At 59.4% G+C, this 26,152-nt stretch carries 24 protein-coding genes and 1 riboswitch; of the genes, 9 read left to right on the top strand and 15 right to left on the bottom strand.

Annotation, left to right across the window (positions count from 1 at the left end; all coding sequences use genetic code 11):
• Position 1: 1 nt before the first annotated feature.
• The 5 genes from hslV to dksA form a co-directional block, all read right to left on the bottom strand.
• Positions 2–538 (bottom strand): ATP-dependent protease subunit HslV, encoded by a 537-nt coding sequence (hslV, locus tag V8G57_RS10055; protein ID WP_092395220.1) that lies wholly within the window; start codon positions 536–538, stop codon positions 2–4.
• Positions 539–741: 203 nt separating this feature from the next.
• Positions 742–2,124: an STAS domain-containing protein gene (locus tag V8G57_RS10050; RefSeq protein ID WP_342829271.1), complete on the bottom strand. Its 1,383-nt coding sequence runs from the start codon at positions 2,122–2,124 to the stop codon at positions 742–744.
• Between the two features lie 395 nt (positions 2,125–2,519).
• Positions 2,520–4,541 (bottom strand): TonB-dependent receptor, encoded by a 2,022-nt coding sequence (locus V8G57_RS10045; protein ID WP_342829269.1) that lies wholly within the window; start codon positions 4,539–4,541, stop codon positions 2,520–2,522.
• Between the two features lie 152 nt (positions 4,542–4,693).
• The gene (locus V8G57_RS10040) at positions 4,694–5,077 is read right to left on the bottom strand and encodes a hypothetical protein (protein ID WP_139220009.1); all 384 of its coding nucleotides are present in this window, start codon (positions 5,075–5,077) and stop codon (positions 4,694–4,696) included.
• Between the two features lie 113 nt (positions 5,078–5,190).
• Complete coding sequence (dksA, locus tag V8G57_RS10035) at positions 5,191–5,595, bottom strand: RNA polymerase-binding protein DksA (RefSeq protein WP_038497220.1); 405 nt, start codon at positions 5,593–5,595, stop codon at positions 5,191–5,193.
• Between the two features lies 1 nt (position 5,596).
• Between dksA and V8G57_RS10030 the strand changes: the two genes are divergently transcribed.
• Positions 5,597–6,172, top strand: coding sequence for a hypothetical protein (locus V8G57_RS10030; RefSeq protein WP_342829477.1), 576 nt, complete (start codon positions 5,597–5,599; stop codon positions 6,170–6,172).
• A 25-nt stretch (positions 6,173–6,197) separates the two neighbouring features.
• Here V8G57_RS10030 and V8G57_RS10025 read toward each other — a convergent pair whose 3' ends face one another.
• From V8G57_RS10025 to V8G57_RS10000, 6 genes are all read right to left on the bottom strand, one after another.
• Entirely contained in the window at positions 6,198–7,238 is a 1,041-nt protein-coding gene (locus tag V8G57_RS10025; RefSeq protein WP_092395207.1) for a CobW family GTP-binding protein, read from the bottom strand.
• A gap of 70 nt (positions 7,239–7,308) precedes the next feature.
• Entirely contained in the window at positions 7,309–7,902 is a 594-nt protein-coding gene (locus V8G57_RS10020) for a Fur family transcriptional regulator (protein WP_342829267.1), read from the bottom strand.
• 108 nt (positions 7,903–8,010) lie between these two features.
• Positions 8,011–8,985, bottom strand: a complete 975-nt coding sequence (xerC, locus tag V8G57_RS10015) for a tyrosine recombinase XerC (protein WP_092395203.1) — start codon at positions 8,983–8,985, stop codon at positions 8,011–8,013.
• A gap of 8 nt (positions 8,986–8,993) precedes the next feature.
• A complete protein-coding gene (locus tag V8G57_RS10010; RefSeq protein WP_342829266.1) occupies positions 8,994–9,659 on the bottom strand; it encodes a DUF484 family protein in 666 nt (221 codons plus the stop codon).
• A 180-nt stretch (positions 9,660–9,839) separates the two neighbouring features.
• Entirely contained in the window at positions 9,840–11,045 is a 1,206-nt protein-coding gene (locus V8G57_RS10005) for a porin (protein WP_342829264.1), read from the bottom strand.
• Between the two features lie 499 nt (positions 11,046–11,544).
• Positions 11,545–12,666, bottom strand: a complete 1,122-nt coding sequence (locus V8G57_RS10000) for a porin (protein ID WP_342829263.1) — start codon at positions 12,664–12,666, stop codon at positions 11,545–11,547.
• Positions 12,667–13,009: 343 nt separating this feature from the next.
• Between V8G57_RS10000 and V8G57_RS09995 the strand changes: the two genes are divergently transcribed.
• Complete coding sequence (locus V8G57_RS09995; protein WP_342829262.1) at positions 13,010–14,617, top strand: tetratricopeptide repeat protein; 1,608 nt, start codon at positions 13,010–13,012, stop codon at positions 14,615–14,617.
• Positions 14,618–14,622: 5 nt separating this feature from the next.
• On the opposite strand, the gene dapF is transcribed toward V8G57_RS09995, so the two are convergent.
• The 3 genes from dapF to V8G57_RS09980 are packed head-to-tail and all read right to left on the bottom strand — an operon-like array spanning position 14,623 to position 17,279.
• Positions 14,623–15,486: a diaminopimelate epimerase gene (gene dapF, locus V8G57_RS09990; protein WP_342829261.1), complete on the bottom strand. Its 864-nt coding sequence runs from the start codon at positions 15,484–15,486 to the stop codon at positions 14,623–14,625.
• 45 nt (positions 15,487–15,531) lie between these two features.
• On the bottom strand, positions 15,532–16,419 hold the full coding sequence (locus tag V8G57_RS09985; RefSeq protein WP_342829260.1) for an LpxL/LpxP family acyltransferase: 888 nt from the start codon (positions 16,417–16,419) through the stop codon (positions 15,532–15,534).
• Positions 16,416–17,279, bottom strand: coding sequence for a lysophospholipid acyltransferase family protein (locus tag V8G57_RS09980; protein WP_144738369.1), 864 nt, complete (start codon positions 17,277–17,279; stop codon positions 16,416–16,418). The genes V8G57_RS09985 and V8G57_RS09980 overlap by 4 nt, the downstream gene beginning before the upstream one ends.
• A 277-nt stretch (positions 17,280–17,556) precedes the next feature.
• Between V8G57_RS09980 and metK the strand changes: the two genes are divergently transcribed.
• The 5 genes from metK to metF all read left to right on the top strand — a co-directional run bounded on the left by metK (position 17,557) and on the right by metF (position 22,820).
• Positions 17,557–18,717, top strand: coding sequence for a methionine adenosyltransferase (metK, locus tag V8G57_RS09975; RefSeq protein WP_014008004.1), 1,161 nt, complete (start codon positions 17,557–17,559; stop codon positions 18,715–18,717).
• 150 nt (positions 18,718–18,867) lie between these two features.
• Positions 18,868–19,935 carry an AI-2E family transporter gene (locus tag V8G57_RS09970; protein WP_342829259.1) on the top strand — a complete coding sequence of 356 codons (1,068 nt, stop codon included), beginning with the start codon at positions 18,868–18,870 and terminating at the stop codon, positions 19,933–19,935.
• Positions 19,936–20,014: 79 nt separating this feature from the next.
• Positions 20,015–20,089, top strand: a riboswitch (S-adenosyl-L-homocysteine riboswitch).
• A gap of 26 nt (positions 20,090–20,115) precedes the next feature.
• On the top strand, positions 20,116–21,558 hold the full coding sequence (ahcY, locus tag V8G57_RS09965; RefSeq protein WP_342829258.1) for an adenosylhomocysteinase: 1,443 nt from the start codon (positions 20,116–20,118) through the stop codon (positions 21,556–21,558).
• Positions 21,559–21,620: 62 nt separating this feature from the next.
• Positions 21,621–21,965, top strand: a complete 345-nt coding sequence (locus tag V8G57_RS09960; RefSeq protein ID WP_342829257.1) for a phage holin family protein — start codon at positions 21,621–21,623, stop codon at positions 21,963–21,965.
• The gene (gene metF, locus V8G57_RS09955; RefSeq protein ID WP_342829256.1) at positions 21,966–22,820 is read left to right on the top strand and encodes a methylenetetrahydrofolate reductase [NAD(P)H]; all 855 of its coding nucleotides are present in this window, start codon (positions 21,966–21,968) and stop codon (positions 22,818–22,820) included.
• Here the strand turns inward: metF and V8G57_RS09950 are convergent.
• Positions 22,815–23,351: a 5-formyltetrahydrofolate cyclo-ligase gene (locus tag V8G57_RS09950; protein ID WP_342829254.1), complete on the bottom strand. Its 537-nt coding sequence runs from the start codon at positions 23,349–23,351 to the stop codon at positions 22,815–22,817. The genes metF and V8G57_RS09950 overlap by 6 nt on opposite strands.
• 93 nt (positions 23,352–23,444) lie before the next feature.
• Between V8G57_RS09950 and V8G57_RS09945 the strand changes: the two genes are divergently transcribed.
• Together V8G57_RS09945 and V8G57_RS09940 are read left to right on the top strand one after the other, a co-directional pair.
• Entirely contained in the window at positions 23,445–25,421 is a 1,977-nt protein-coding gene (locus V8G57_RS09945; RefSeq protein ID WP_342829252.1) for a lytic transglycosylase domain-containing protein, read from the top strand.
• Between the two features lie 33 nt (positions 25,422–25,454).
• Positions 25,455–26,150: a glutathione S-transferase family protein gene (locus tag V8G57_RS09940; protein ID WP_342829251.1), complete on the top strand. Its 696-nt coding sequence runs from the start codon at positions 25,455–25,457 to the stop codon at positions 26,148–26,150.
• The last annotated feature ends 2 nt before the right edge of the window (positions 26,151–26,152 follow it).

Raw genomic sequence — 26,152 nt, 5'->3', positions numbered from 1 at the left:
CTTAATCGAGAGTTTCGATGATGTGCGACTGGTTGGTGTAGATGCAGAGCTCGCCGGCAATCACCAGCGATTTCTTGACGATATCGGCCGGCGGCAATTCGGTGTTTTCCTGCAGCGCCTTGGCGGCCGACTGGGCAAAAGTGCCGCCCGAGCCGATCGCACCAATGCCGTCGGTAGGCTCCAGCACATCGCCGTTGCCGGTGATTACCAGCGTGGTTTCGCGGTCGGCGGTCAGCAGCATCGCTTCCAGCCGGCGCAGCATGCGGTCGGTGCGCCATTCCTTGGCGAGGTCGACCGATGCCCGCATCAGGTTGCCTTGGTGTTTTTCCAGTTTTGCCTCGAACAGGTCGAGCAGGGTGAAGGCATCCGCGGTGCCGCCGGCGAAACCGACCAGTACCTTGCCTTGATATAACTTGCGGACTTTGCGGGCCGTGCCCTTCATGACGACGTTGCCGAGAGTGACCTGGCCATCCCCGCCTAATGCAACGCTGTTGCCGCGCCGTACCGAAAGGATGGTGGTGCCGTGAAATTGTTCCATTTTTGCTAGCCTCAGAAAGTGCGGCCCGGGATAGTCTGGCCGCGCATGCGGGGCGCGGGGCGCCTGCTCGCATGTATTTCGCTATCGAATGACAAATCGATACTGTCCCAAAAAAATGGGGACGGCCGGTCTGATTACAAGCGCTGAATTAGGTGGATTTGGCGTTGTTTTTTTGACTGCAGAGGGTGGTTTTTGTTAAAAACTTAATTTTTGCGCGGTACCACGCGGACAATTTCCTGAATGCCGACTACCTTGAACAGGGCAGTCACCAAGTGGTTGACGTTGTGAAACTCGATCGCATTGCCGTTGCTGGCGAGTAATGACAGCCCGTTGAGCAGTTCGCCGGCGGCGCTGAAGTCGACCCTGACCAGGCGCGAGCAATCGATGATTGCAGGACTGTGGGCGTTGGCGTGGGTCTGGATCTTGGTCAGCAGCTCTTCGGTCCGGCCTTCGATCAGCACCGGCATGAGCAGGCTGTTGTTGCCGTTGAGGCTTACGCCTTGGGTATTGTTGTCTTCGGCCGCCGTGATGATCTTGGAGTGGGGGGCGACAAACGGCGGCGGCGAGACTTCAAACGTGATCGAATAATCTATGCTGGCGTCTTCGTAGGCCTGTTCCTGGTTGAGCAGATGCAGGATTTCCAGCAGCAGCAGCCAGGGCGCGGCGGTTTCGTCGCGCCGTCCGACCAGCAGGATCTCGCGGATCTTGTCGGCCAGTTCGTCGGCGCCGACCAGTATCAGGTCCAGCCCGGATTTTTGCAGTTTTTTCAGCATGCGCAGCAGCAGGCCGCAGCCGATCGGGTCGACTGAGCTGACCCGGGTAAACTCGAGACGCACGGCAGGATGGGTGACGCTCAGTTTTTGCGCGCGCTCCAGCTGCTTGCTGATGTTGGCGTCGAGCTTGCCGGAGAAGGCCACGGCTGGCGGCGCACCTGCCTTTTCCTGGGTTTTGGCTTGTGGATCGAGGGTCATGATATCGATCCAGGTCGGCGGCGAGGTTTCAAACTTGTTGGCGAAGTCGACCGACAGGTTGTCGAATTCCTGCTGCTTGCCGGTGATCTGGTACAGGTCCAGCAGCATCCACCAGACAATGTGGGTGGACGAGCCGAGATTGTTTTCGGCGATGGCGCTTAACAGGAGCGCTTCGGCGATGTCGTTCTGGTCGCTGGCGAACAGCACTGCGGCCTCTTCAATCACTTCCGGGGTATCGGATACCGACACTTCGATGCTGCCGCTGCGCGACTGGTCATCCAGGTATTCCGTGGTCCTGCTCATCACGGGCAGCGTCAACTGGGTGGTGTTGCCCTGGGTAAGCGTGACCGGCGCCACGCTGTCCGGACCGGCCGGCTTGGCAGAGGGCGGCAGATGCACGAACTCGGACGACATTTCCGATTCGATCGCATCGATCTTCATGGTCGTGGTGCTGCGTGCGGCACCATCGCGCAGCGTGATCGAGTTGTTCAGCCGCTCATGGTTTTCACCAAACAGAACCGGCGCTTGATTGTCTGCTGCGGCTGGTACTTTGTCATCCGCCGGCGGTGCGCCGTTTGGACGATTATTTTTGCCGAAGAGCGAGAAAATCCCCACGTGTTAATCCCGAAAGTAAGTTGCTATCAAAGCTGCGATTTTATATGTACTGGAATGGTGCGCCTGTTCCGGCACCGGTTCCGCGCATTGCGTTTTTATCATCGCATTTGCCATGGCGCCTGCTATGTTCATGGCTACATTTTTGTTTTGAGACTGCTCCCGCTTTTGCTCATTATTACGCTAAAAAAGCACGATCAATCGACACCTCTAAAGGTAACACAAAGCAACTCAGGAAGTATGTCCAGACCCCCTAAGTTGCGACATAAATATGTCATGTTTTTTGACTATCGAGTGATGAGAACGATCATTCTATCTACGGCTTCCGGCGCCGACCGGGACCGCGCGGCAGCTTGTTGCCTGGCGTTTCGCTGGCCTCGCAATCCCGTTTTTCCGGCTTAGAACTTGGTGCGTACGCCAAGGATGAAGCTGCGTCCCGGCTGCGGTGCGACATCTTTCAATACCGAGGTCGCCAGGCGGATATCCTGGTTCAACAGGTTTTTGGCCAAGGCAAACCAGGTGAGCTGCAGCGAACCGACTTGCTGGGTGTAAGAAAGGTTGGCGTCGATCTTGGTGTAGCCCGGCGTCACGCTGTTCTCAAAGGTCGCCAGCCGATCCTGCTGCTGCGCGCGCAGGATAGTGAGGCCGCTGCGCCACGCGCCCTGCGCATAACCGAGATCAACGCCATAGCGGCTAGCCGGCTGCAAGGGCAGGTTGCCCATGTTATCCAGCCGGCCGCGCGAGGTATCGGCGAAGCCGCGTATCGAAAAGCCCTCGCCGCGCAGGTTGTAGCTGAGTTCAGCCTCGGCGCCGCGGATGGTAGCGTCTGCCTGCGACCAGAAACGCTCGGTGAATTCTCCGGCCGGATCAGGTGCGCCGCTGCCGTCAACCGTGCCGGCGTTGCGGCCAAACACATAGTTGCTGACGTGGTTCTGGAACAGGTTGGCTTTCCAGCGGATCAGTCCGCTGGTTTTTTGCAAGGTCAGTTCGATATTGCGCGAAATCTCCTTTTTCAAAGCCGGATCGCCGATATCGAACGTGGCGGTGGATTCGTGCGGACCGTTTGAATACAGTTCTTCGGCCGCGGGTGCCCGCTGCGCGATCGACACCGTAGGGCCGAAGCCATATCCTGGCAGGAAGCTCCACAGGGCGCCGGCCGAATAGGACGCCAGGTTGAACTTGCGGTCGGCGAAGCCGGATTCCGCTTCGGGGCGGCGCTTCACCGATTCAAGGCGCAAACCGGCGCTGGCCAGCACCGGGCCGAAGTTGCGCTCTTCCACCAGGAATGCCGCGATCGAAGTCGATTTGGTGCGCGGCACGGTATCCGGCAAGCCGCTCTCGGCTGCCAGGGCGGAGAAGCGCGTGTCTTCGGTCTGCATGCCGAAGGTGCCGTGCCAGCCGGCTAACGGCTTGTGCGCGAGTTCCCAGCGGCTCTCAGTCGACTTGTTGGAGAAGATCGTATTCGGCTTGCCGTTTTCCTGTTTCTCGGTGTGGGTGTAGTCGGTGTGTCCGAGCTTGAACGTCAGCTTTTCGAAACCGGCCAGCGGGTTGTCGATCTGGCCGGCAATGTCGTAGCGGGTTTGATGCAGGTCGATAAAGGATTTTTCCGCGGTGGGGATGCCGTAGTGGTCATCCAGGGTTGCCACGGAGGCGCCGATATAGCCCCAGGACGCAATATAGGACGCGCCGGCCCCGACTCCGGTTTCGTGGGTGAAGGAATTTGGCAGGCGGCCCGACGCGGAACCGGCGTCGTTGCGGTTGGCGTGTTCCGGGATCTTGTAGTTGCCGGTGTCGCGCCAGTTGCCGTCCAGGTGCATGCCTATCGGGCCGGTAGAACCGTCCAGCACCAGCGACGTGCTTCTGCCGTTGTCGCCGCTGCCATAGCGGGCCTCAGCCTCGCCGCTGATTCCTTTTTGCAGTTCGGTAGGGATGCGGTCATTGACGACGTTGACCAGGCCGCCGATGGCGCCGGAACCATACAGCAACGCGGCCGGGCCGCGCAGGATTTCAATCTGGCGTGCAATCGCCGCTTCAGTGGCTACCGCGTGGTCGTTGGACAGGCTGGAGACATCGGCCACCGACATGCCGTTTTGCAGGATCTTGACGCGTGGACCTTCCATGCCGCGGATGATCGGACGGGAGGCGCCGGCGCCGAAGCCGGATGCCGACACGCCGAGTTCCTGCGACAAGGTGTCGCCCAGCGAAGCGCCGGTCTTGTTGCGTAATTCTTCGCCGAACAATACCTTGGCCGGAGCCAGGATCTGGGTGTCGACATTGGCATTGAGCGGGCTGGCGCTGACCACGATGGGCGGCAAGGCCTTGGCCTGCTCGGCAGTGTCGGCCTGGGCCGATGCGGTAGACGATAGAACGGCCAGCGCGGACAGAACCGCGCTGGATAACAGCGTACGTTGGGCAAGCATGATGATTCCTAGACAGGTAATGGCCGTCGGCTTCCGGATCGATGCGGAATACGCGCGTCAGAACGCGATCGATCCCGCGTGGTCTGGCATCCGGGCGACGGCGATAAATGGTGTGATGCTTCGGGATAAGCGAAGCGGTTGGCTGCGTCCTGTCAGGAACGAGGTGGTGCGCGCGGTGAAAAGTGGCAGGTGAACGGGGCGTGCCAGGAAGCGAACGCCTGCCACAAGGCCAACAGGTGTTTGCCAGGCAGGGGCGGCAGGTTCAGGGGGACCGAGTAGATCGCCGCCGCCAGGGTGGCGTCGTCGAACGCTGCGCAAGAGTGATGCGCTTTGCCGCCGCCTTCGATGACGCGTTCGATTACCGACGTGATGTGCGTCAGGCTGGTCGACTGCTTGTTTTCCCAGGCCGCATGGACAATGCTATGCGTCAGTCCCAGCCATTGCGAGAACAGGATCGTGCATATCAGCACAAGCGCCAGCACTGGCGCCGGGGCAGCGTGCTGGAAGCGTCTCGAACGGAGGGCTTGGGCTGGCATCAAGGAATCTGGATAAGCGGGACACGACAGCAGGAAAAGCGACAGCGGTCAGGCAGGGGAAGCAAGGCCGTTGCTCTGGCTAGTGTTTTCCCGCAGCCGGACCGCTCCGGGAATCAATCGCCGTAAAGCTTTTGTTTCAGTTCGCGGCGTTGTTGCGCTTCCAGCGACAGGGTGGCGGTCGGGCGCGCCAGCAAACGTGGAATGCCGATCGGTTCGCCGGTTTCTTCGCACCAGCCGTATTCGCCGGCGTCGATCGATGCGATCGATTGCTGCACTTTCTTCAGCAGCTTGCGCTCGCGGTCACGGGTACGCAGTTCCAGCGCATGTTCTTCTTCGATGGTGGCGCGGTCCGCGGGATCCGGCACCAGGACGGTTTCGCGCAAGTGTTCCGTGGTTTCTCCGGCGTTCTTGAGCAGGTCGATTTCTAGCTGCTGCAAACGCGCCTTGAAGAAAGCCAGTTGCGCTTCATTCATGTAGTCCTTTTCGCTCATCTTGAGGATTTGCTCTTCGGTCAACAGAATGGAATCAGATGTTGGTTTGGTTGTTTTAGTAGCCACTTCGCTTGCTTTCGATACGACGTTTTTTTCAATTTTATCCGTTAATCCGGCGCTTGCGGGCTTGTTGCTGGTGCTGCTAGCGACGGATCTGGCCGTTGGGGAACTCAGTTTCTTTGTTACAGAACTACTGGCCTGGGTATTGCGCGCTGCCTTGTCTGCCGCCGCAGCGGAGGATGACTTGGCAATCGCCGTTTTCTTGGCTAGGGATTTTACAACAGGTTTGGGACTGGGTTTGGCAACTTTGGGAACCGCCTTGCTTGCGGTGGCAACGGGAGGCTCGGTCTTCCGCGGCGCCTTGGCGGAAAGTTTTGCCGGTTTTTCAGCGACTTTTACGCTGCTGGCCGCGCTTTTTGCAGTGCTCTTCACTGCGCTCTTAACCTTACTGCTGGCGGGAGCAGCAGCCTGCCGGGCTTTCGGCGTCGATTTGCCTAGCGAGGCCGGTGCCTTCTTGGCAACGGTCTTTTTAACGGTCAGGTTCATGGTCCTCTCCCTTAAATCAGCGGCCAAGCAATGGTGTGATTGGCCCGCTATCCAGTGATTTCCCAGCGCAAAACTGCCATAGTTTATACCAAACATTGCTCCAAACCGCGAATAAAGATGTCTTTCGGCAGATTCTTGCCAATGAAGACCATTTTGCTGCCGCGTGTCTCATTTGCGTCCCATTTGCCGCCGACATCGCTGCCCATGATCTGGTGCACGCCTTGAAACACCACCTTGCGGTCGGCCCCATCCATCAACAATACGCCTTTGTAGCGCAACATGCGCGGTCCGTAGACCTGCACCAGGCCGCCCAGGAATTCATCCAGGCGCGCGGTATCGAACGGCCTTTCACTTTTGAAAACAAAAGCGGCGATCTCATCGTCGTGATGCGCGTGGTGGTGGTCATGGTGGTGGTGGGACGGATGGTCGCAGTCGTCGCCGCTATGCTCGTGGGCGTGCGCTTCCTCGGTTGCCAAAAAGTCAGGATCGATTTCCAGCTTGGCGTTGAGGTTGAAGCCGCGGATGTCCAGGATTTCTTCTATCGGCGTATGTTGCGGATCAAGGGTAATGACAGGCGCACGCGGATTGATGCGCTTCAGGCGGCTGGTCAGGGCGGCCACTTCTTCCGGTGTCACCAGGTCGGTCTTGGAGAGCAGCAGCTTGTCGGCGAAACCGACCTGGCGTTGCGCTTCTTCCTGCTGGTCGAGCTGCATCATCGCGTGTTTTGCGTCCACCACGGTGACGATGGCGTCGAGCATGAAGTGCATCGCTACTTCGTCGTCGACAAAGAAGGTTTGCGCCACCGGTCCTGGATTGGCCATGCCGGTGGTCTCGATGATCACCCGGTCGAAATTCAGTTCGCCTGCGGTGCGGCGGCGCGCCAGCGTGGTCAAGGCGACGATCAGGTCGCCGCGCACCGTGCAGCAGATGCAGCCGTTGTTCATTTCAACGATTTGTTCGGTGCTGTCTTGCACCAGGATTTCATTGTCGATATTTTCCTGGCCAAACTCGTTTTCAATCACGGCGATTTTATGGCCGTGCTGCTGCTGCAGGATGCGGTTGAGCAAAGTGGTTTTCCCGGCGCCGAGAAAACCGGTCAGGATGGTGGTTGGTATAAGTGCCATGGTGGGATCCGGAAAAGTAAAAAACGATATGAAGCCGGGAGGGATGGGACGGGCAAGCCGCTACGGCAGATTAATGCGCGCAGTCGGCGCACCAGCCCTTGATGGTCAGTTCTATCTCATGACCCTGGAAACCTTTGCCCAGCGTGTCCTGCAAAGCTTGCTGCAGCTGCTTGCGCAGCTTGGTCGGAGTGGTGCTGTTGCCGGCATGGCTGTCGCCGAGCGCCAGTATGCTGTCGAGGAAACCGGCATCGCCGCTGCCGTCCAGGCAGAATACCTTGGCGCAGCGGGTGCATTTGAAATGACCGTGCTGGTGCTGGGCGTGATGTGCCGCGTGGCCGGAGTGGCTGGACTCGCTGTGTTCGGTGCCGGCGCTATAGCGGAATACACGGTCGTCGCCGGCAATCTTGTGCGCCAGGCCGGCGTCTGTCAGGCAGTCGAGGGCGCGATACAAGGTCACCCGGTCCATCTCGACAAACTGGTCTTGCATGTCCTGATGCGAAAAAGCGCAGCGCGCTTCCAGCAGGGTAGCGAGTACCTTGATGCGGGCAGGGGTGATGCGCAGCGCAGCCTCGCGCAGCTGCGCCTCGGCCAATGCTGCCGCATGCGGACGAGAGCTGGCGGCGGCAGCGGTCGCTGCAGATTTGGATTTTGGGCCTGGGTTCATATGGCAATGTCGATAGCTAAGGCTTCAATTATGCCTGAAATGCAATTCAGTTGCATATTTGATGTGGTTTATGTTCCAAACGGCCGTCGTTCGCGGCTTGCCTGCTGTCTATTTCTCGGTGATTTTTTTTGCTCGCGGATGGGCAGCGTCATATACCTGCGCCAGGCGCTGGAAATCCAGCGAGGTGTAAACCTGGGTGGCGGCAATCGACGCATGGCCCAGCAGTTCTTGCACTGCGCGCAAGTCGCCCGAACCCTGCAGCATGTGCGAGGCGAACGAATGGCGCAGTACGTGGGGATGGACGTTGCTGGCGATGCCAAGCGACTGCGCATGGTGCTTCAAGCGCAGCTGGACCACGCGCGGCGAGACGCGGGTGCCGCGTTCGGTCAGGAATAAGGCTGCTGCATGTTTGCCTTGGCCGCTCTTGAGCAATGCCGCACGTTGCGGCAGCCAGGCAGCAATGGCTTGTATTGCCGGTTTTCCTACCGGTACGCTGCGCATCTTGCCACCTTTCCCAGTGACCGTCACTTCGGCGGCGTCGAGGTCGATCCAGCCGGCCGATTCATGGTCTGCCTGGCGGCTGTAGCGCAGGTCCAGCCCCGCCAGTTCCGAGACTCGCAGGCCGCTGGAATACAGCAATTCAAACATCGCCTGGTTGCATAACGCCATGCTGGAGCCGGCATCGGCCAGCGGGTTGCCGCTGGCGACCAGGTGTATCGCGTCATCCGCAGCCATCGCTTTCGGCAGCGGTTTGGCGCGTTTGGGCGCTTTGACGCCTTCGACAGGATTGCTGGCGAGCGTGGTCTGCTCCGCCAGCCATTCGAAAAATCCGCGCCAGGCCGAAAGTTTACGTGCGATCGAACTGGGATTCAAACCGCGGGAATGCAGTTGCGCGGCAAATTTACGGATGTGGAAATGGGTGACGGCGGCGAACTCCCAGTTATCCCCCAATGCTTGGGTCAGGCTTGCCAGCTCTTTCAGGTCGCGGCCATAGTTGCTGATGGTATGCGCTGACAGCTGGCGCTGGCCGGCCAGGCTATCCAGGTAGCCGCTGAGATAAGACTGGTTGGCGCCGGCGCTCACGATCGAAGTTATTCGAGCAGGCAGGCCAGCGCCGCGCTTGCAGTCTCGCCAATCTGCACCAGGAAATCGGTCGCCATGTCGGCGCTGAAGCGTTGCGGATCGGGGGAGCCCAGCACGAGCAGGCCGAAGGTTGCCGGGGTGGCGGCGCTGCTGCGCAGCGGCAGCATGGCGACGGACTGGATATCCTGTTCTAGCCAGGAGGCTGCTTCGAAATCGTTGTTGCTGCCGCAAAACGGCAGGTTCAGGCCATTCGCGAAAATCTTGGCGTCTTCGGATGCTTCCGCCGCAAACCATGTATGAGAATAATCCTCCGCCACGCCCCACAGGCGCAGGGTGGCTTGTGGCACCGCAAAACCGGTGCGCAGGCCGTCGACCAGCGTGTGCGGCAGATCAACATCGTTGCGGGCCAGCAGCAAGCTGCGGGTCCAGGCATGCAGCTTGTGCGAGCTTGTATCGTTTTCCTGGGCATTGCGCATCATGTCGGCCAGGCGCAGATCCTGTACCTTGATTTTCTCGCGCAGCACTTCCATTTGCCGCTCTTGCAGCGATACGGCCCGGCCCAGCAGCGGACTGCTGAGGCGGATCTTGGCAAGCAGTTCGGCATGTTCTTCAAAAAAATGGGGAGAGTCGATCAGATATTGGGCGACAGTATCGGGATCAGGTTGGAAGCTCATGTGTGTATCGGTGATGAAAAAAGAGAATGATCAAGGGTACACCGCTATGCCGGTGCGTGACAACCTGACGCCCAGACCGGCGGGCAATAAAAAAGGCCCACATGGCAAGCCATGTGGGCCTTTTACATCTCTAGTCAAGCAACCTGGCCCGCTTGCTGCTGCGGGTTCGGCCAGCTTAAATTAGAACTTGTGGCGGATACCAACAGCAACTGCTGTTTGGTTTTGCTTGTCGGTGTTGCTGCCGATGCCGTCACCGAAGACGCCCGGATTGGCAGCATCTTTAGCGCGCAGGTTCGAAACGAATGCATACAGGTCAGTACGCTTCGACAGGAAGTAGTCAGTACCCAGGTTGATTTGGGTCAGCTTACCCTTAGGGGAGTTTGCATCAGCAAATGTCAGCTTGTTGTACTGAACGCTAGCCAACAGGTGCAGAGGAGCTGTAACAGCGTAGTTCACACCCAGTTCGAAGATGTCAGCTTTGCTGTTGTTGGTGCCGCCAATACCAAAGGCGTTGATTGCCGTCAGACCCAGAGTAGTCGAGCTGACTGCCAGAGGTTGCTTAACGCGCGACCAGTTACCGTACAGACGTGCTGGGCCAACTTGGTAGCTAGCACCCAGGCTGAATGTCTTCAGAGCTGTATCGCCAGCGGCGCCATAGCTATTGTTGAATGTTGGCGAGCTGTTATTCAGCAGGGAAGCATCGCTGGCATTGCTAGTGCCGGTAGCCGAAACAGTGCCCAATTTCGATTGATAGTAAGCTGCGAACAGACCCAGTGGACCGTTTGCATACTGACCGCCCAGACCGAACGATTGGCCGCTCGAAGTTTTGCCAGCTGCTTCGCCGAAACCATAGATTGCGCTACCTGTGAAGCCCGCGAAATCTGGTGTGTTGTAACGGATCGAGTTGTTGGTACGTGTACCTTCCAAACGGTCCAGGTTGTGACCGACGGAACCAGTTACGCCGCCGAAGTCTTGAACCGAAGTCCATTGGCTGACGTCGTCCAGGATGTCAGTTTGACGACCCAGCAGAACGGAACCGAAGTTGCCGCCCAGACCGACCACCGACTTACGACGGAACAGAGTTGTCGAGGACTTGCTGTCTTGACCGTTCAAGGCGCCGTTGTCATTGTTGAAGCCAGCTTCCAATTGGAACAGAGCCTTCAGACCGCCGCCCAGATCTTCAACGCCTTTGAAACCCAGACGCGAACCTTGGATAACGCCGGAGTTAACGCTGAACTTGCTACCAGTAGTGCCGGCGCCAGCCGCAGCCTTGCTTGTGTAAACGATGCCAGTATCAACGATACCGTAGATGGTTACGGAGCTTTGAGCTTGTGCTGCACCTGCGATTGCGCCGAGTACGGCCAGTGCGATTAGTGATTTCTTCATTTGACGTCCTTTATTTAGAAAACTGTCTTAAGGATCCGTACATCTTGCCGGATGGATGAACATTAAGGTGTCTCGCTGGCTATGCTGGCGGTTTGGTTTCCTGTGATGCTATAAATTGGTCGAAATTGGAGAAGATTGTTAATTCTGTTGTATTTTTGTGACACGAGGCAGCGCAAGCCCGCGCTCTGGGCTGGTTGTCCTTTTCGAAACGGCTTGCTGGGGAGGCAAAAAAACGGAGGGGATATTATTTGCTATCTGGCATGCCAAAGATGCATGAGGCGCCAGTGCATCTGAAAATTGCTATTTTCAATTTGCTTAAAGCAGGTTTTGGCGACAATGTACGTCAAAATCTTCTATTTTCAAATAATATCGGGCTACGTACAGGTGACTCTTCTTCCCGGTCGTAGCGATTGATGCGTCGAACCAGGAGGAGAGGGGGCATGCAAGCCCCCTCGATGCAATCGACTTTATTGTCAAGCGACAATAAAATCAAAGTTCATTAGAACTTGTGGCGGATGCCGACAGCAATCGCGGTCTGGCTGCTGTTGCCATTGTCGCCCTGTACTGCTGGAGCGGAAATGTCGCCAACCAGCGCGCCATTGCGGCCCTTTGCGTAGGAAGCCAGGGTGTACAGGTCGGTACGCTTGGACAGGTAATAGTCCAGGCCCAGGTTGAACTGGGTCACCGATGGCTTGGATCCTTGGCTGCCGTCGATCGATGTTTTTGTGTGCTGAACCGCTGCCAGCAGGTGCATCGGTGCTGTCACGGCATAGTCTGCGCCCAGTTCGAAAACATTTTGCTTGAGCAAGTCTGGCACGTTGACGCGCGACCAGTTGCCATACAGGCGTGCTGGACCGGCTTGATAGCTGGCGCCCAGGCTGAATGTCTTGTTAACTGTAGTGCCGTCAAGGTTGGCGGCGGACAGCTGGGCTGGCGTCAGGCCAGTCAGGGCGGCGACGCTGGAAATCAGCGTGTCGCTAGGAGTGGCGCCAAACTTCGATTGGTAGTAGCCAGCGTACAGTCCCAGCGGGCCGTTAGCGTAAGTGCCGCCGGCGCCGAAGGATTGGCCTGCTGTCGTATGGCCGGCTTGTTCGCCGAAGCCGTAAATCAGGCTGCCGGTGAAGCCGCTCAGGTTCATGCTGTCGTAGCGGATCGAATTTTGGGTGCGGATGCCTTCAAGGCGATCCAGGGCGTGCGGGCTGCCAACGAAATTGCCGAAGTCTTTGACAGACGTGAATGCATGGCCAGCATCGTCCAGGATATCGGACTGGCGACCCAGCGTCACTGTACCGAAGTTGCCGGCCAGGCCAACCACCGATTTGCGCGCAAAACCTTGGCCGTCGAACGCGCCGGTATCGTTTTTGAAGCCGGTTTCCAGTTGGAACAAAGCTTTCAGGCCGCCGCCCAGGTCTTCGGTGCCCTTGAAGCCGAGGCGCGAAGTGTCGATGTTGCCCGAGCCAACGCCGAACTTGTTGCCGTTGCTGGCGGTGCCGGTTCTGGCGTTGTGGTTCGAGAAAGTAATGCCGGTATCGACGGTGCCGTAGATGGTGACCGAGCTTTGCGCTTGTGCGGCGCTGGCGATCGTGCCGAGTGCGGCCAATGCGATGAGTGATTTTTTCATTTAACGTCCTTGATTTGATGATCGGCAACTGAGCTTTTTGCCGGAGCCGCGAACATTAAACGGAGTTGACATAAAAGAATGCTGTTTTGTCAGTTGGTTATTTGTTATTTTGTGGAAATTAGTGTTAAGAATGAAATTCGTTGTATTTTCACAACTATTGTGTGTTTTCCATGTTCCTTCCCCGAAAGACTCCTGGGCCTGGGCTTCCAATAGCGCCTGTAGTCAGATATGGTTGATTTGCAAATCTATGTAGCGTAAAAGACGCGTAGATTGCAAAAAACGGCCAAAAATAAAACTTAATTGATTTATCGAGCATAATTTAGGTTTTTATAATGAATACTTTATGGCTAAACGTGAGGACCTAGCGATTATCCGCGCCGCTCGCGCAGGGCAAGGCGCAGCACAGCTGGCTTTAGGTACCCGTTATCTGTTTGGCGGCAATGGCTTGCCGCAAAGCTTCTCGACCGCGCTGCACTGGCTCGATCGTGCCGCGCAACAACAGGAGTCCGAAGCCTGGATGCTGATCGGCAGCCATATTCCATTGGAAGTGGCGCGTGCCGCTGCGGATCCTTTGGCTATCTGCGTCTGGTATGAACGGGCTTTTGATGCCGGCGTGATGCAGGCGGGCCTGGTGCTGGCGCAACTGGTATTGACCGGCAACGGCCAGCTTGGCGGTGAGCAGGTACTGCCGGGACTGCGCGCCAAGGTGATCAAGGTATTGGAAACCGCTGCCAACGCAGGCGTTGCCGAGGCCCAGTGGCTGTTGGCGCAGCATGCCGACAGCGCACCGGCGGTCACGGTCGGCCGGCAGTCGCCGGCGGTGCCTGTCAGCGATACGAAGGCTGAAAACAAGACGGAGCAGGACGCTACGCTGAAGTGGACTGCGCGCGCCGCAGATGCCGGCGTGATGCAGGCTCAGCAATCGCTGGCGCAACTGGCTTGGGAAAAAGCCGATTGGCCGGTCTTCCTGGAAAGAGCATTGCCGCTGGCCAGAGCGCTGTCGGAGCAATATGTCGACATCCTGGCGCAATTGAATGTGCCGTCGGAAACCCTGGCGCGCCAGCTTGGCGAGGAAAACCTGTCTCTGCTGCTGCGTTGCGCCCAGATATTGCAGACCAGCGATGCCTTCGATGCAGCCGAGGTGCAGCAGTTTCTTGAACTGGCGGCGTATGGCGACGACAAGGCTGCACAACTGGCGCTGGGCTTGTGGTATGCCCGCATGAACAGCGATGGCCAGCGGTTGCTGGTGGGGAGCGGTTCCGCGAATTACAAAAAAGCAATCCGCTGGCTGACGCTGGCCGGCGAAGCCGGATTGGCGGATGCCTGGTATGCCTTGTCGCGGATTTATCTGAAGTCCGAATTTTCCCAGCGCAATCTGGTGGATATGCAGCGTCACCTGGAGCACGCCGCTGAAATGGGCCATTGCGCGGCGCAGCTGGAGTGCGGCCTGAGCGCCTGGCGCAATCGCCGCGAGCAACTCGCCAACGATGTGCGCGCGGTGTATTGGCTGCAAAAGGCAGCTGCCCAGGGCAGTCGCGAGGCAGCCGACTTATTGGACAAGATTGCCGACGGCGCGCGGCCGGCGCCATGGGCCGAGGCCGCCAGGCAGCAGCTGACACGCGAGCAGGTCAAGGCGCATCCGTTCCTGGCGGCGCGCATCGAATTGGCCACCCTGTTCGGCCTGAGCCGGCCGGAAGCGCTGTTGCTGGATCTGAACCAGGCTGATTGCGGCCACTGCCTGGTGGTCGACATCCGTACCCTGTACGCGCGCAGCAAGCGGCGCTTGATCCAGATCCAGACCGGCGACGAGCGCCAGGCCCTGAGCCGGATTGCACGTTTGTTTGAAGATGTGGACTGCGGCCCGAACGGGCCCGAAGGAAATTACCGGCAACGCCTTTACCGTTTCAAGACGGCGCTGCCGGCGGCGGAGTTAGAGGCCGACGCCGACTGACAAGCTCAGCCGGCGTCGCCGATTTCAATTTCGCCCTCGAATACCGATACTGCCGGACCGGTCATCAATACCGGCTGCCGGTCGCCGGCCCAGGCAATCGACAATTCGCCGCCGTGGGTTTGCACCTTGACCGGCGAATCCAGCAAACCGCGGCGTATTCCTGCCACCACTGAGGCGCAAGCGCCAGTGCCGCAAGCCAGCGTTTCGCCGGCGCCGCGTTCAAATACGCGCAGCTTGGCATGGTGGCGATCGACAACCTGCAGGAAACCGGCGTTGACGCGATTTGGAAAACGCGGGTGGTGTTCGATCAGGGGGCCGTCGGTCAGGACCGGCGCCGCTTCGCTGTCTTCGACCACTTGCACCGCATGCGGATTGCCCATGGAAACCACCGAGATCCAGACCTGCCTGCCCTGGATGTCCAGCGGCCACAGGGCATCGTCGCCCATCGGGCGGCTGTCCAGGTTGCTGGCGTCAAACGGCACCGCAGCGGGCGCCAGGATAGGCGCGCCCATATCTACCGTGATGCGGCCGTCGTCTTCCAGCTTTGGTTCAATGATGCCGGACATGGTTTCAACCCGGATCGCACGCTTGTCGGTCAAACCCTTGTCGGTGACAAACTTGACGAATGCACGAGCGCCGTTGCCGCATTGCTCAACCTCGCCGCCGTCGGCGTTGTATATCCGATAGCGGAAATCGACGCCGTCCGCCTGCGATTTTTCCACCACCAGCATCTGGTCGGCGCCCACGCCAAAACGGCGGTCGCCCAACTGCTGCCATTGCGCTGGAGTGAAATCGACATGCTGGTGAATGGCGTCGATGACAATGAAATCATTGCCTGCGCCATGCATTTTCGTGAATTTGAGTTTCATGCGTACATTATGGTGGAAACGGCGCCGGCGCGCAGCAATGTTGAATTACGACTCAGCCGGCGGCGAATAAACATCGGGATCGCCAGGCGGGCGCGTCTTGAAGCGCTTGTGAGCCCAGAAATACTCGGCCGGCGCTTCCAGGATGCGGGCTTCGATGAATGCGTTCATGCGGCGGGTAGCCTCTGTCATATCGTCGCCCGGATAGTTTTCCCATGCCGGATAAAAGGTCACTTTCCAGCCTTTGTAGCCGGGCAGGAAAGTCGCGATCATCGGCACCACGCTGGCCTTGGTGGCGGCGGCAATGCGGGCGGTGGCGGTCAGCGTCGCCGTCGGGATGCCGAAAAACGGCACGAACTCGGCGTCCTTCAAGCCGAAGTCCATGTCAGGCAGCATGATGAATGGAAAACCTTCGCGCATGGCGCGGATAATCGGTTTGACTCCTTGCTCGCGGGTAAACAGCTTGACCGGGCGGAAACGCGAGCGGCCCTTCAGCAGCGCGGCATCGGTCACTGCATCTTGCTGGCGCGTATAGATGGTGCAGATCGACAGCGAGGAATTCAGCACCAGGGCGATGCCGGGGATTTCCAGGCAAACGAAATGCGGGCACAGCAGGATGGTCGGGCCGGCCTGCAGCGTGCTGAGCGGCAGGTCCGATTCGATCTTGATCAGCCGCCGCAAGCGGCTCTCCGAAGCCCACCACAGCACGCTGCGCTCCAGCACGCTGCGCGAATAAGCCTGGAAGTGCCGGCGCGCCAGCACCACGCGTTCGGCTTCCGTCATGTCAGGAAAACACAGCCGGAGATTGGTCAGCGTGATATGCCGCCGCGGTTTCATGATGATAAACAGCAGCGAGCCGAGGGCTTCGCCGACCGGGCCCAGGATCCACAGCGGCAGGAAATGCGCCAGCCACAGCAAGCCGAGCAGGGCCCTCATGCCTGCGGCTCCTGTGCGGCGGATGCCGGCGGCGCCTCGACTCCAGGCGGCGTCTTGTAGCGGTTGTAGCTCCAGATGTATTGTGCCGGGCAGCGCGCGATCAGTTTCTCCATGGCCAGGTTGATGGCCAGCGTGCGCTGCTCCGGGGTGTGGCCAGGGGTTTCATCGAAAGGCACGAAGCGGATCACGTAACCGCGGCCGAACGGTAGGCGCTCAGCATAAGACAGGATGATCGGCGCGCCGCTCATCTGCTGCAGCTTGGCCGGCAAGGTCATGGTGTAGGCCGGCCGGCCGAAAAAATCAGCCCATATGCCTTCGCCGTTTTGCGGTACCTGGTCCGGCAGCAAGCCGATCGCCTGACCCTTCTTGAGCGCCTTGAACAAAGTGCGCACGCCGGCCAGGTTGGCCGGAGCCAGCAACAGGTTGTGCCGCCCGCGCGCGCCTTCGATCAAGGGTTTGAGCGCGGCTTTGCGCGGCGGCCGGTACAGCGCGGTAAGCGGGGTCTTGGTGGCGATCGCCTGGGCGATGATTTCAAAGCAGCCCAGGTGCGGGGTCAGGAAGATCACGCCGGTCTTGGCGTCCAGCGCTGCTTGCGCCAGTTCCCAGTTCTCGATGGTGGCGGTGCGCAGCACCCGCTGCGGCTCGGCGCACCAGATGAACGGCAGCTCGAACATGCTCTTGCCGGATTCGCTGATCGCCTGCGGCAAAGCCGCTTGATAACCGGCCCGGAACAGGTTGTCCTTCAATTTGCTGCGATACGAAGCCGAGGCCAGGTATACTAGCCAGCCGCCCAGCGTCCCTATTGCATGCAAGAAAAATAAAGGGAGCGTCGACAGCAGGCGGAAGAGTGTTACAAGCATTGGCGGAGCTCATCAAGAGCTAAAAGAGGGTGGATTTTGCCGATTTTTTTCAAGAGGCGTAAAATAGCACAATAGTTTGAAAACCGAATATCGTTGCAAGGTGATTTTGGAAAGTGGATAGGTTGCTTGCCAGAATTATCTTAATATATAGTAATTAGCATTATCCGCCGAGTTAATAGACAACTTGCGAGGCGGCATACAAATTTCGCTAAAGCGTCGCAGGCTCAACAGGTTTGACTGCGACATGGTCACCACTGTTTTTTTGTAGGAGCCTGTTATGGCACATGAATACCTCTTTACTTCCGAATCCGTTTCCGAGGGTCATCCCGACAAAGTCGCGGACCAGATTTCCGACGCGATCCTCGACGCCATCTTTACCCAAGACCCGCAAGCCCGGGTCGCCGCCGAAACCCTGTGCAATACCGGCCTGGTCGTGCTGGCGGGTGAAGTCACCACTTTCGCCAACGTCGATTACATCGCCGTCGCACGCGAAACCATCAAGCGTATCGGTTACGACAACGCCGACTATGGCATCGACTACAAGAGTTGCTCGGTGCTGGTCGGCTACGACAAGCAATCGCCAGATATCGCCCAGGGCGTGGATGAAGGCAAGGGCATCGATCTCGACCAGGGCGCCGGCGACCAGGGCCTGATGTTCGGTTATGCCTGCGATGAAACGCCGGAACTGATGCCGGCCGCGATCTATTACGCGCACCGGATCGTCGAACGCCAGTCGCAGCTGCGCAAGGACGGCCGCCTGCCTTGGCTGCGCCCGGACGCCAAGTCGCAAGTCACGCTGAAATACGTCGATGGCGTGCCGGTGGCGATCGACACCGTGGTGCTGTCGACCCAGCACGCGCCTGAGATGCAGCACAAGGCGATCGAAGAAGCGGCGATCGAAGAAATCATCAAGCCGGTGGTGCCGAAGGAATGGCTGCAAAACACCCGCTACCTGATCAACCCGACCGGCCGTTTTGTCATCGGCGGTCCGCAAGGCGATTGCGGCCTGACCGGACGCAAGATCATTGTCGATACCTACGGCGGCGCCGCGCCTCACGGCGGTGGCGCATTCTCCGGCAAGGACCCGTCCAAGGTCGACCGTTCGGCAGCCTACGCCGGCCGTTATGTAGCCAAGAACATCGTGGCCGCCGGACTGGCGACCCGCTGCCAGATCCAGGTGTCGTACGCCATCGGCATCGCCAAACCGACCTCGGTGATGGTGACCACCTTCGGCACCGGCAAGATCAGCGACGAGAAACTGGCGCAGCTGGTGCTGGAACATTTCGACCTGCGTCCTAAAGGCATCGTGCAGATGCTGGACCTGCTGCGCCCTATCTACCAGAAGACCGCAGCCTACGGCCATTTCGGCCGCGAAGAGCCGGAATTCACCTGGGAACGCACCGACAAGGCCGCTGCCTTGAAAGCCGCCGCCCTGTAATTGCCGCCCGCCGGCATGGCGGGGATGGATGTGCCATTTCCCCGCCATGCCGGACCAAACATCGGCGATGCCAGAATCGTGCTTTGCACGATGGTAGCGACTTGCTACACTGACCACCTCAGTGACTACGATAAAAGAAACAAGTCCGCCATGGCCTCTGCCCCCCAATCCGTTTCCGATTCATCCGCCGATGGTCCGCTTCTGCGTCCCGTGGTGACCACCTTGCCGCGTTTCCGCCTGGCCGCCTGGCTGGTCGCGCTCACGGCGCTGTTCCTGGTGATGACCTTGCACATGCTGACGGCACTGCTGGCCGGCCTGCTGGTCTACGAGCTGGTGCGCACGCTGACACCCCTGGTGCAGCGCCGCCTGACCAGCCAGCGCGCCCACCTGATTTCGGTAGTGTTTCTGTCGGCCATCATCATCGGCGTGCTGACGCTGGCGATTGTCGGCCTGGTGGCCTTTTTCCACGGCGGCCCGGATCGTATCCAGGTGCTGCAAGGGAAGCTGATGGTGGTGGTGGACCAGGCCCGCACCCAGCTGCCGGCCTGGCTGCAGCAGTACCTGCCGGACGATATCGACGACATTCGCGACATCATCAGCGACTGGCTGCAATCGCATCGCGGCGAGGTGCAGCTGGCCGGCAAGGAAGCGGTGCAGGTATTTGTCCACGTGCTGGTCGGCATGGTGCTGGGCGCCATGGTGGCCCTGAATGCTGCGCATCCGATGCCGCTGCTGCAGCCGCTGGCCGCCGAGCTGCTGGGACGGGCCCACTTGCTGGCAGACGCATTTCACCGCGTGGTGTTCGCCCAGGTCAAGATTTCCCTGTTGAACACTGCGCTGACGGCGATTTTCCTGCTGGTGGTGTTGCGGCTCGGCGGCATCCACCTGCCGTTGACCAAGACCATGATCGTCGTCACGTTCCTGGCGGGTTTGCTGCCGGTGATTGGCAACCTGATTTCGAATACGCTGATCGTGCTGGTAGCGTTGTCGGTGTCTATCTATGTGGCGGCGGCGGCGCTGGTGTTCCTGATCGTGATCCACAAGCTGGAATATTTCCTGAACGCGCGCATTGTAGGATCGCAGATCAACGCGCGCAGCTGGGAATTGCTGCTGGTGATGGTTCTGACCGAAGCCGCGTTCGGCTTGCCAGGGCTGGTGGCGGCGCCGATTTACTATGCTTATATCAAGAGCGAGTTGCACGAAATGGGCTGGGTCTGAGGCTTATTCGCCAAGCCGGATAGCCGGAATAAGCGCTTCATCTAGCCGAAAGCTTGCCGTTTGCTTTAAAATGGCGGCTCGTATCCAAGGAGCGTTGCGACAGACACGGTCTGCCAGGCTTGGTACAGTCATTTTGCAACTGCGCTCACGTTACTTTTTTTCTAACGAAAGGAGGGCGTGATGAACGCCGCAGTCATGAACGCATCTACACATTCCTCGACAACTTCCACCGCCAACGATTACGTGGTTGCCGATATCAGCTTGTCCGCCTGGGGCGACAAGGAAATCAAGATCGCCGAAACCGAAATGCCGGGCCTGATGGCGATCCGCGAAGAATTCGCCGCTGCCCAACCGCTCAAGGGCGCACGCATCACCGGTTCGATCCACATGACGATCCAGACCGCGGTGCTGATCCAGACCCTGGAAGCATTGGGCGCCAAGGTGCGCTGGGCATCCTGCAATATCTATTCGACCCAGGACCACGCCGCCGCCGCGATTGCCGCAGCCGGCACGCCTGTGTTCGCCTTCAAGGGCGAATCGCTGGACGACTACTGGGATTTCACACACCGCATCTTTGAATGGCCGGGTGAACAGCAAGCCAACATGATCCTGGATGACGGCGGTGACGCAACACTGCTGCTGCACCTTGGCACCCGTGCAGAAAAAGACATTTCGGTCTTGAACAATCCAGGCTCCGAAGAGGAAATCTGCCTGTTCAACGCGATCAAGAAAAAGCTGGCGACGGCGCCAGACTGGTATTCGACGCGCCTGGCCCAGATCAAGGGCGTGACGGAAGAAACCACTACCGGCGTGCACCGCCTGTACCAGATGCACAAGGAAGGCAAGCTGGCCTTCCCGGCGATCAACGTCAACGATTCGGTCACCAAGTCCAAGTTCGACAACCTGTACGGCTGCCGCGAATCGCTGGTCGACGGCATCAAGCGCGCCACCGACGTCATGATCGCCGGCAAGGTCGCCGTCATCGCCGGTTACGGCGACGTCGGCAAGGGTTCGGCGCAAGCCATGCGCGCCCTGTCGGCGCAAGTCTGGGTGACAGAAGTCGATCCGATCTGCGCCCTGCAGGCAGCGATGGAAGGCTATCGCGTCGTGACCATGGAATACGCGGCCGAGCACGGCGACATCTTCGTCACCTGCACCGGCAACTACCATGTGATCACCCATGACCACATGCAAAAGATGAAGGACCAGGCGATTGTCTGCAACATCGGCCACTTCGACAATGAAATCGAAGTCGCCGCGCTGAAGCAATACACCTGGGAAAACATCAAGCCGCAGGTCGACCACATCATTTTCCCGGACGGCAAGCGCATCATCTTGCTGGCCGAGGGCCGCCTGGTGAACCTGGGTTGCGGTACCGGCCACCCGTCGTATGTGATGAGCTCGTCGTTCGCTAACCAGACCATCGCCCAGATTGAATTGTTCGTCAATGCCAAGGCCTATCCGGTCGGCGTATACACCTTGCCAAAACACCTGGATGAAAAAGTCGCGCGCCTGCAGCTGAAAAAACTGAATGCGCAGCTGTCGGTCTTGACCGAAGAGCAGGCTGCTTACATCGGCGTCAAGCAAACCGGTCCTTACAAGCCGGAACATTACCGCTACTAACCGCCGGCTGCGCACCGGCGAGCGCCGGTGCGCAGGTCCTGCAACGCCAAGAGGAACACACGATGCGCTTACTGATTACCTGGCTGATTAATACCCTGGCCTTGCTGGCGGTGCCGTATCTGATGCATTCGGTGCAGTTCGCCAGCTTCGGCGCGGCGCTGATCGCGGCGCTGGTGCTGGGCTTCGTCAACACCCTGATCCGTCCGATCCTGCTGGTGCTGACCTTGCCTGCGACCCTGCTGACGCTGGGCTTGTTCATCTTCATCATCAACGGCCTGATGTTCTGGCTGGTGTCGCACCTGGTGAGCGGGTTTTACGTGGCGAGTTTCTGGTCGGCGGTCGGTGGCGCCATCTTGTACAGCATCGTTTCGTGGGCACTTTCCACATTGCTACTGAAGAAGAATTAGATGTCACAAAAAAACGCTCAAAAGAATTTCAGCATTGAGTTTTTCCCGCCCAAGACACCCGAAGGCGCCGAAAAACTGCGGGTGACGCGCGCCAAGCTGGCCGAGCTGCACCCACGGTATTTTTCGGTCACTTTCGGCGCCGGCGGTTCGACCCAGAAGGGAACGCTGGATACGGTGCTCGACATCCGCAGCGAGGGCCATGAGGCTGCGCCGCACCTGTCCTGCCTGGGCAGCTCGCGCGAATCGCTGCGCGCGATCCTGGCGCAATACAAGGACCATGGCATCAAGCGCCTGGTGGCACTACGCGGCGATTTGCCCAGCGGTTACGGTGCGATGGATATTTCTTCCGGCGAGTTCCGCTACGCCAACGAGCTGGTGGAATTCATCCGCGCGGAAACCGGCGACTGGTTCCATATCGAAGTCGCCGCCTATCCTGAAATGCATCCGCAAGCGAAGTCGCCGCAAGACGACGTGCAGCGTTTTGTCAGCAAGGTCAAGGCAGGCGCCAACGGCGCCATCACGCAATATTTCTACAACGCCGATGCGTATTTCCGTTTTGTCGACGAAGCGCAGAAACTGGGTGCGGCAGTACCCGTAATCGCCGGCATCATGCCGATCACCAACTACTCGCAGCTGATGCGTTTTTCCGACATGTGCGGCACCGAGATCCCGCGCTGGATCCGCCTCAAGCTCGCCAGCTACGGCGACGATACGGATTCGATCCGGGCCTTCGGCCTGGATGTCGTGACCCAGCTGTGCGAACGCTTGCTGGCGGGCGGCGCTCCCGGCTTGCATTTCTACACGCTGAACCAGTCGCCGGCGACTATCGCCATCTGGCAGCGCCTCAAGTTATAAGTCGGCCGTTTCAGTGATGACGGCGTCCAGCGCGATATCGTGCGCTGCGCCGTCAAATTCCGCCAGCCCGCAGGAGTAGGCGATGCCGACTGTCCGCGGCCGCGAAAGCGGCGCCAGCGTCCGGTCGTAAAATCCGCCGCCATAACCTAGCCGTATCTTGTTCCGGTTAAAACCTACGCAGGGAATCAGCAGGGCCTGCGGCATGACGGTCGCATAGCTGGCCGGTATGGCGACGCCGAATCCATCCTTGACCATGGCTTCTCCCGGGGTCCAGCTGACAAAGCGCAGCGGGCTGTCGACGCCTGTCACCACCGGCAACGCCAGGCGCATGCCGCGCGCCGCCAGTTCGTCATAGGCAGGGCGCAGATCCGGCTCGCCGCGGATCGGCCAGTAGACACCCAGCGTGCCGTCCGGATGCGTCTGGCTCCAGCCGCTAGCCCAGGCGATTACCCGTTTTCCAAGTTCAGCATCCCAATCGCGGCGGTGCGCCGGGTCGATGGCCTGGCGCGTTGCCAGCAAGGTACGCCGCAACTGCGCTTTGTCCGGTCCAGGTGTTGCATCACTGGCATCACATGCTATGCTAGGCGTCATCGTTCGCACTCGTAAAATAAGGTTGGCAGTTATATGTTCAAAAAGAAATGGCTTGCTGTTATCGCCGTCGCCGTGGCTTCTTCCGCTGTGATGGCAAGCGCTGCATATGCCCAGAAACGTTCCGCAAATGGCGCCACCGCAGCCAGCTACGCCGGCCAGGACGACAGTTTCCTGGCCCTGCGCGACGCCGCTCGCGCCAACAATGCGGATAAAGCGGAGCTGCTGGCTTCTACTTTAAGTGATTATGACATTCCTTCCTATGTCGATTATTACCGCCTGAAACCGCTGATCAAGGACCTGGTCGCGCCGCAATCGGATATCCGCGACTACCTGGCGCGCTACGATGGCAGCGCGATCGCCGACCGTCTGCGCAACGACTGGCTGCTGGAGCTGGGCAAGGCCGGCGACTGGAACACCTTCGACGAGCAATATCCGAAATTCGTACTCGACGACGACACCCAGCTGAAATGCTATGCGCTGATGTCGGCCGCCTTGAAAGGCGTGAACGTCGCCAATGAAGCGCGCGCCTTGCTGACCACGCCTAAGGATTACGGGCAGGGCTGCACCGGCCTGATCGGCATATTGGCGCAGAACGGCCAGTTCAGCGCCGATGACGTGTGGTTCCAGATCCGGCAAGCGGTAGAGGCCGGCTTTGCCGGCGTTGCGCGCCGCATGACGCCGTATATCGACGCTGACGATTCTCAGGTGGCGCAAGCCATCGACAAGTCGGCGCTGGTGCTTGCGCGCGGTCCCGGCGCCGGCCGCAGCAACCACGAATTATTCATACTGGCTTTAGGGCGGGTGGCCAAGAACGATAGCGGCCGCGCAGCCGCGGCCCTGAGCGCAGGGTCCGACCAGCTGACTTCGTCCGAGCGTTCACTGGCATGGGCGCAGGTAGCGCTGCAATCGGCGCTCAAGCTGGAGCCGCAAGCCATCGATTACTGGCGCCAGGTGAAGAACAATGCGGTATTGTCGGGCGATGCTTATCAATGGCGCGTCCGCTCCGCCTTGCGCGCCAGCGACTGGAAACTGGTGCGTAGCGGTATCGAGGCAATGCCGGAGGCTTTGCGCAGCGATCCGGCCTGGATCTACTGGCAAGCCCGGGCCGACCAGGTCCAGGGTAAAACCGAGCAAGCGCAGCAACAGTTCGAGTCGATCGCCGACCAGACCAATTTCTACGGCCAGCTGGCGCTGGAAGAACTGGGCCAGAAAATCATCGCGGTGCCTTCCACCCAAGCCTTCAGCCCGGCCGAAATGGCGCCGATGACAAATAACCAAGGCTTCCGCCGTGCGCTGCGCTTTTTTGACATGAACCTGCGTTTCGAAGGCGTGCGCGAGTGGAACTGGGAGCTGCGCAAGATGACGGACCGCCAATTGCTGACCGCCGCCGAATTCGCCCGCCAGAACAATGTCCTGGACCGCATGGTGAATACTTCCGACCGCACCAAGGTTGAAATCGATTTCAGCCAGCGTTTCCCGTCGCCCCATCGGGACGTGATGACGACCAATACCCAGAACCTGGGGCTCGACATGGCCTGGGTCTATGGCGTGATCCGGCAAGAATCGCGTTTTATCAGGAGCGCCCGCTCGAATGTCGGCGCCAGCGGCCTGATGCAGGTGATGCCGGCGACGGCGCGCTGGGTTGCTAAAAAAATCGGCTTGAGCGGTTTTACCAACGACCAGATTGCCGACGTCAACACCAACATCCTGCTGGGCACCAATTACCTGAGCATGGTGCTGGCCGACCTGGACGGTTCGCAAGCGCTGGCGTCGGCGGCCTACAATGCCGGTCCCGGCCGGCCGCGCGCCTGGCGTTCGACCTTGCCGGGCACTGTCGAAGGCGCGGTTTTTGCGGAATCGATCCCGTTCGGCGAAACCCGCGGCTATGTCAAGAATGTGCTGTCCAACGCGACTTATTATGCTGCCCTGTTCGATGGCAAGCCGCAATCCCTGAAAGCGCGCCTGGGCACCGTCGCGCCCAAGGGATTTGTCGAATCGGCCTTGCCTTGAGACGGCATAGAATGTCGAAATCTGGAGTCGCTTATGCAAACCACCGAGCTTGATCCCAGCCTTTCCGCCGCTTTGCAAAAAGCCGGCGCGGACGGCTTGCTGCTGGTGATCGCCAACAAGAATTATTCTTCATGGTCGATGCGGCCATGGGTGGCGATGACTGCCTTCGGGATCCCGTTCAAAGAGCTCAAGATCCTGCTGCGCCAGGCCGATACCGCGAACCAGATCGGCCGCTATTCGGCCAGCGGCCGGGTGCCGATCCTGATGGTGGGCGAGACGCCGATCTGGGATTCGCTGGCGATCTGCGAATACCTGGCCGAGCAGTTTCCCGATCTCGGCATGTGGCCGCAAGACATGCTGGCGCGCGCTACCGCGCGTTCGATATGCGCGGAAATGCACTCCGGCTTCGCGGCGTTGCGCTCGGACATGCCGATGGATATCCGCACGCACAAGCCCGGATTCGGCCGTACCGCCGGCGCCCAGGCCGATATTGCGCGGGTAGTCGAAATCTGGGAAACCTGCCTGTCCGAATTTGGCCACCATCAATTCCTGTTTGGCGCTTTTTCGATTGCCGACGCCTATTTCGCGCCGGTGGTGATGCGCTTCCGCAGCTACGGCGTTTCGCTGGCGCCGGCCCTGCAGGCATACGCCGACCGGGTGCAAGCGCATCCCGCCGTGGCGCGCTGGATGCTGGAAGCGCTGGCGGAAACCGAAATACTGCCGGATTAACG

This window comes from Collimonas rhizosphaerae, assembly GCF_038896935.1.
Taxonomy (GTDB): domain Bacteria; phylum Pseudomonadota; class Gammaproteobacteria; order Burkholderiales; family Burkholderiaceae_D; genus Collimonas; species Collimonas rhizosphaerae.
This window is presented reverse-complemented; position numbering and strand designations above follow the sequence as displayed.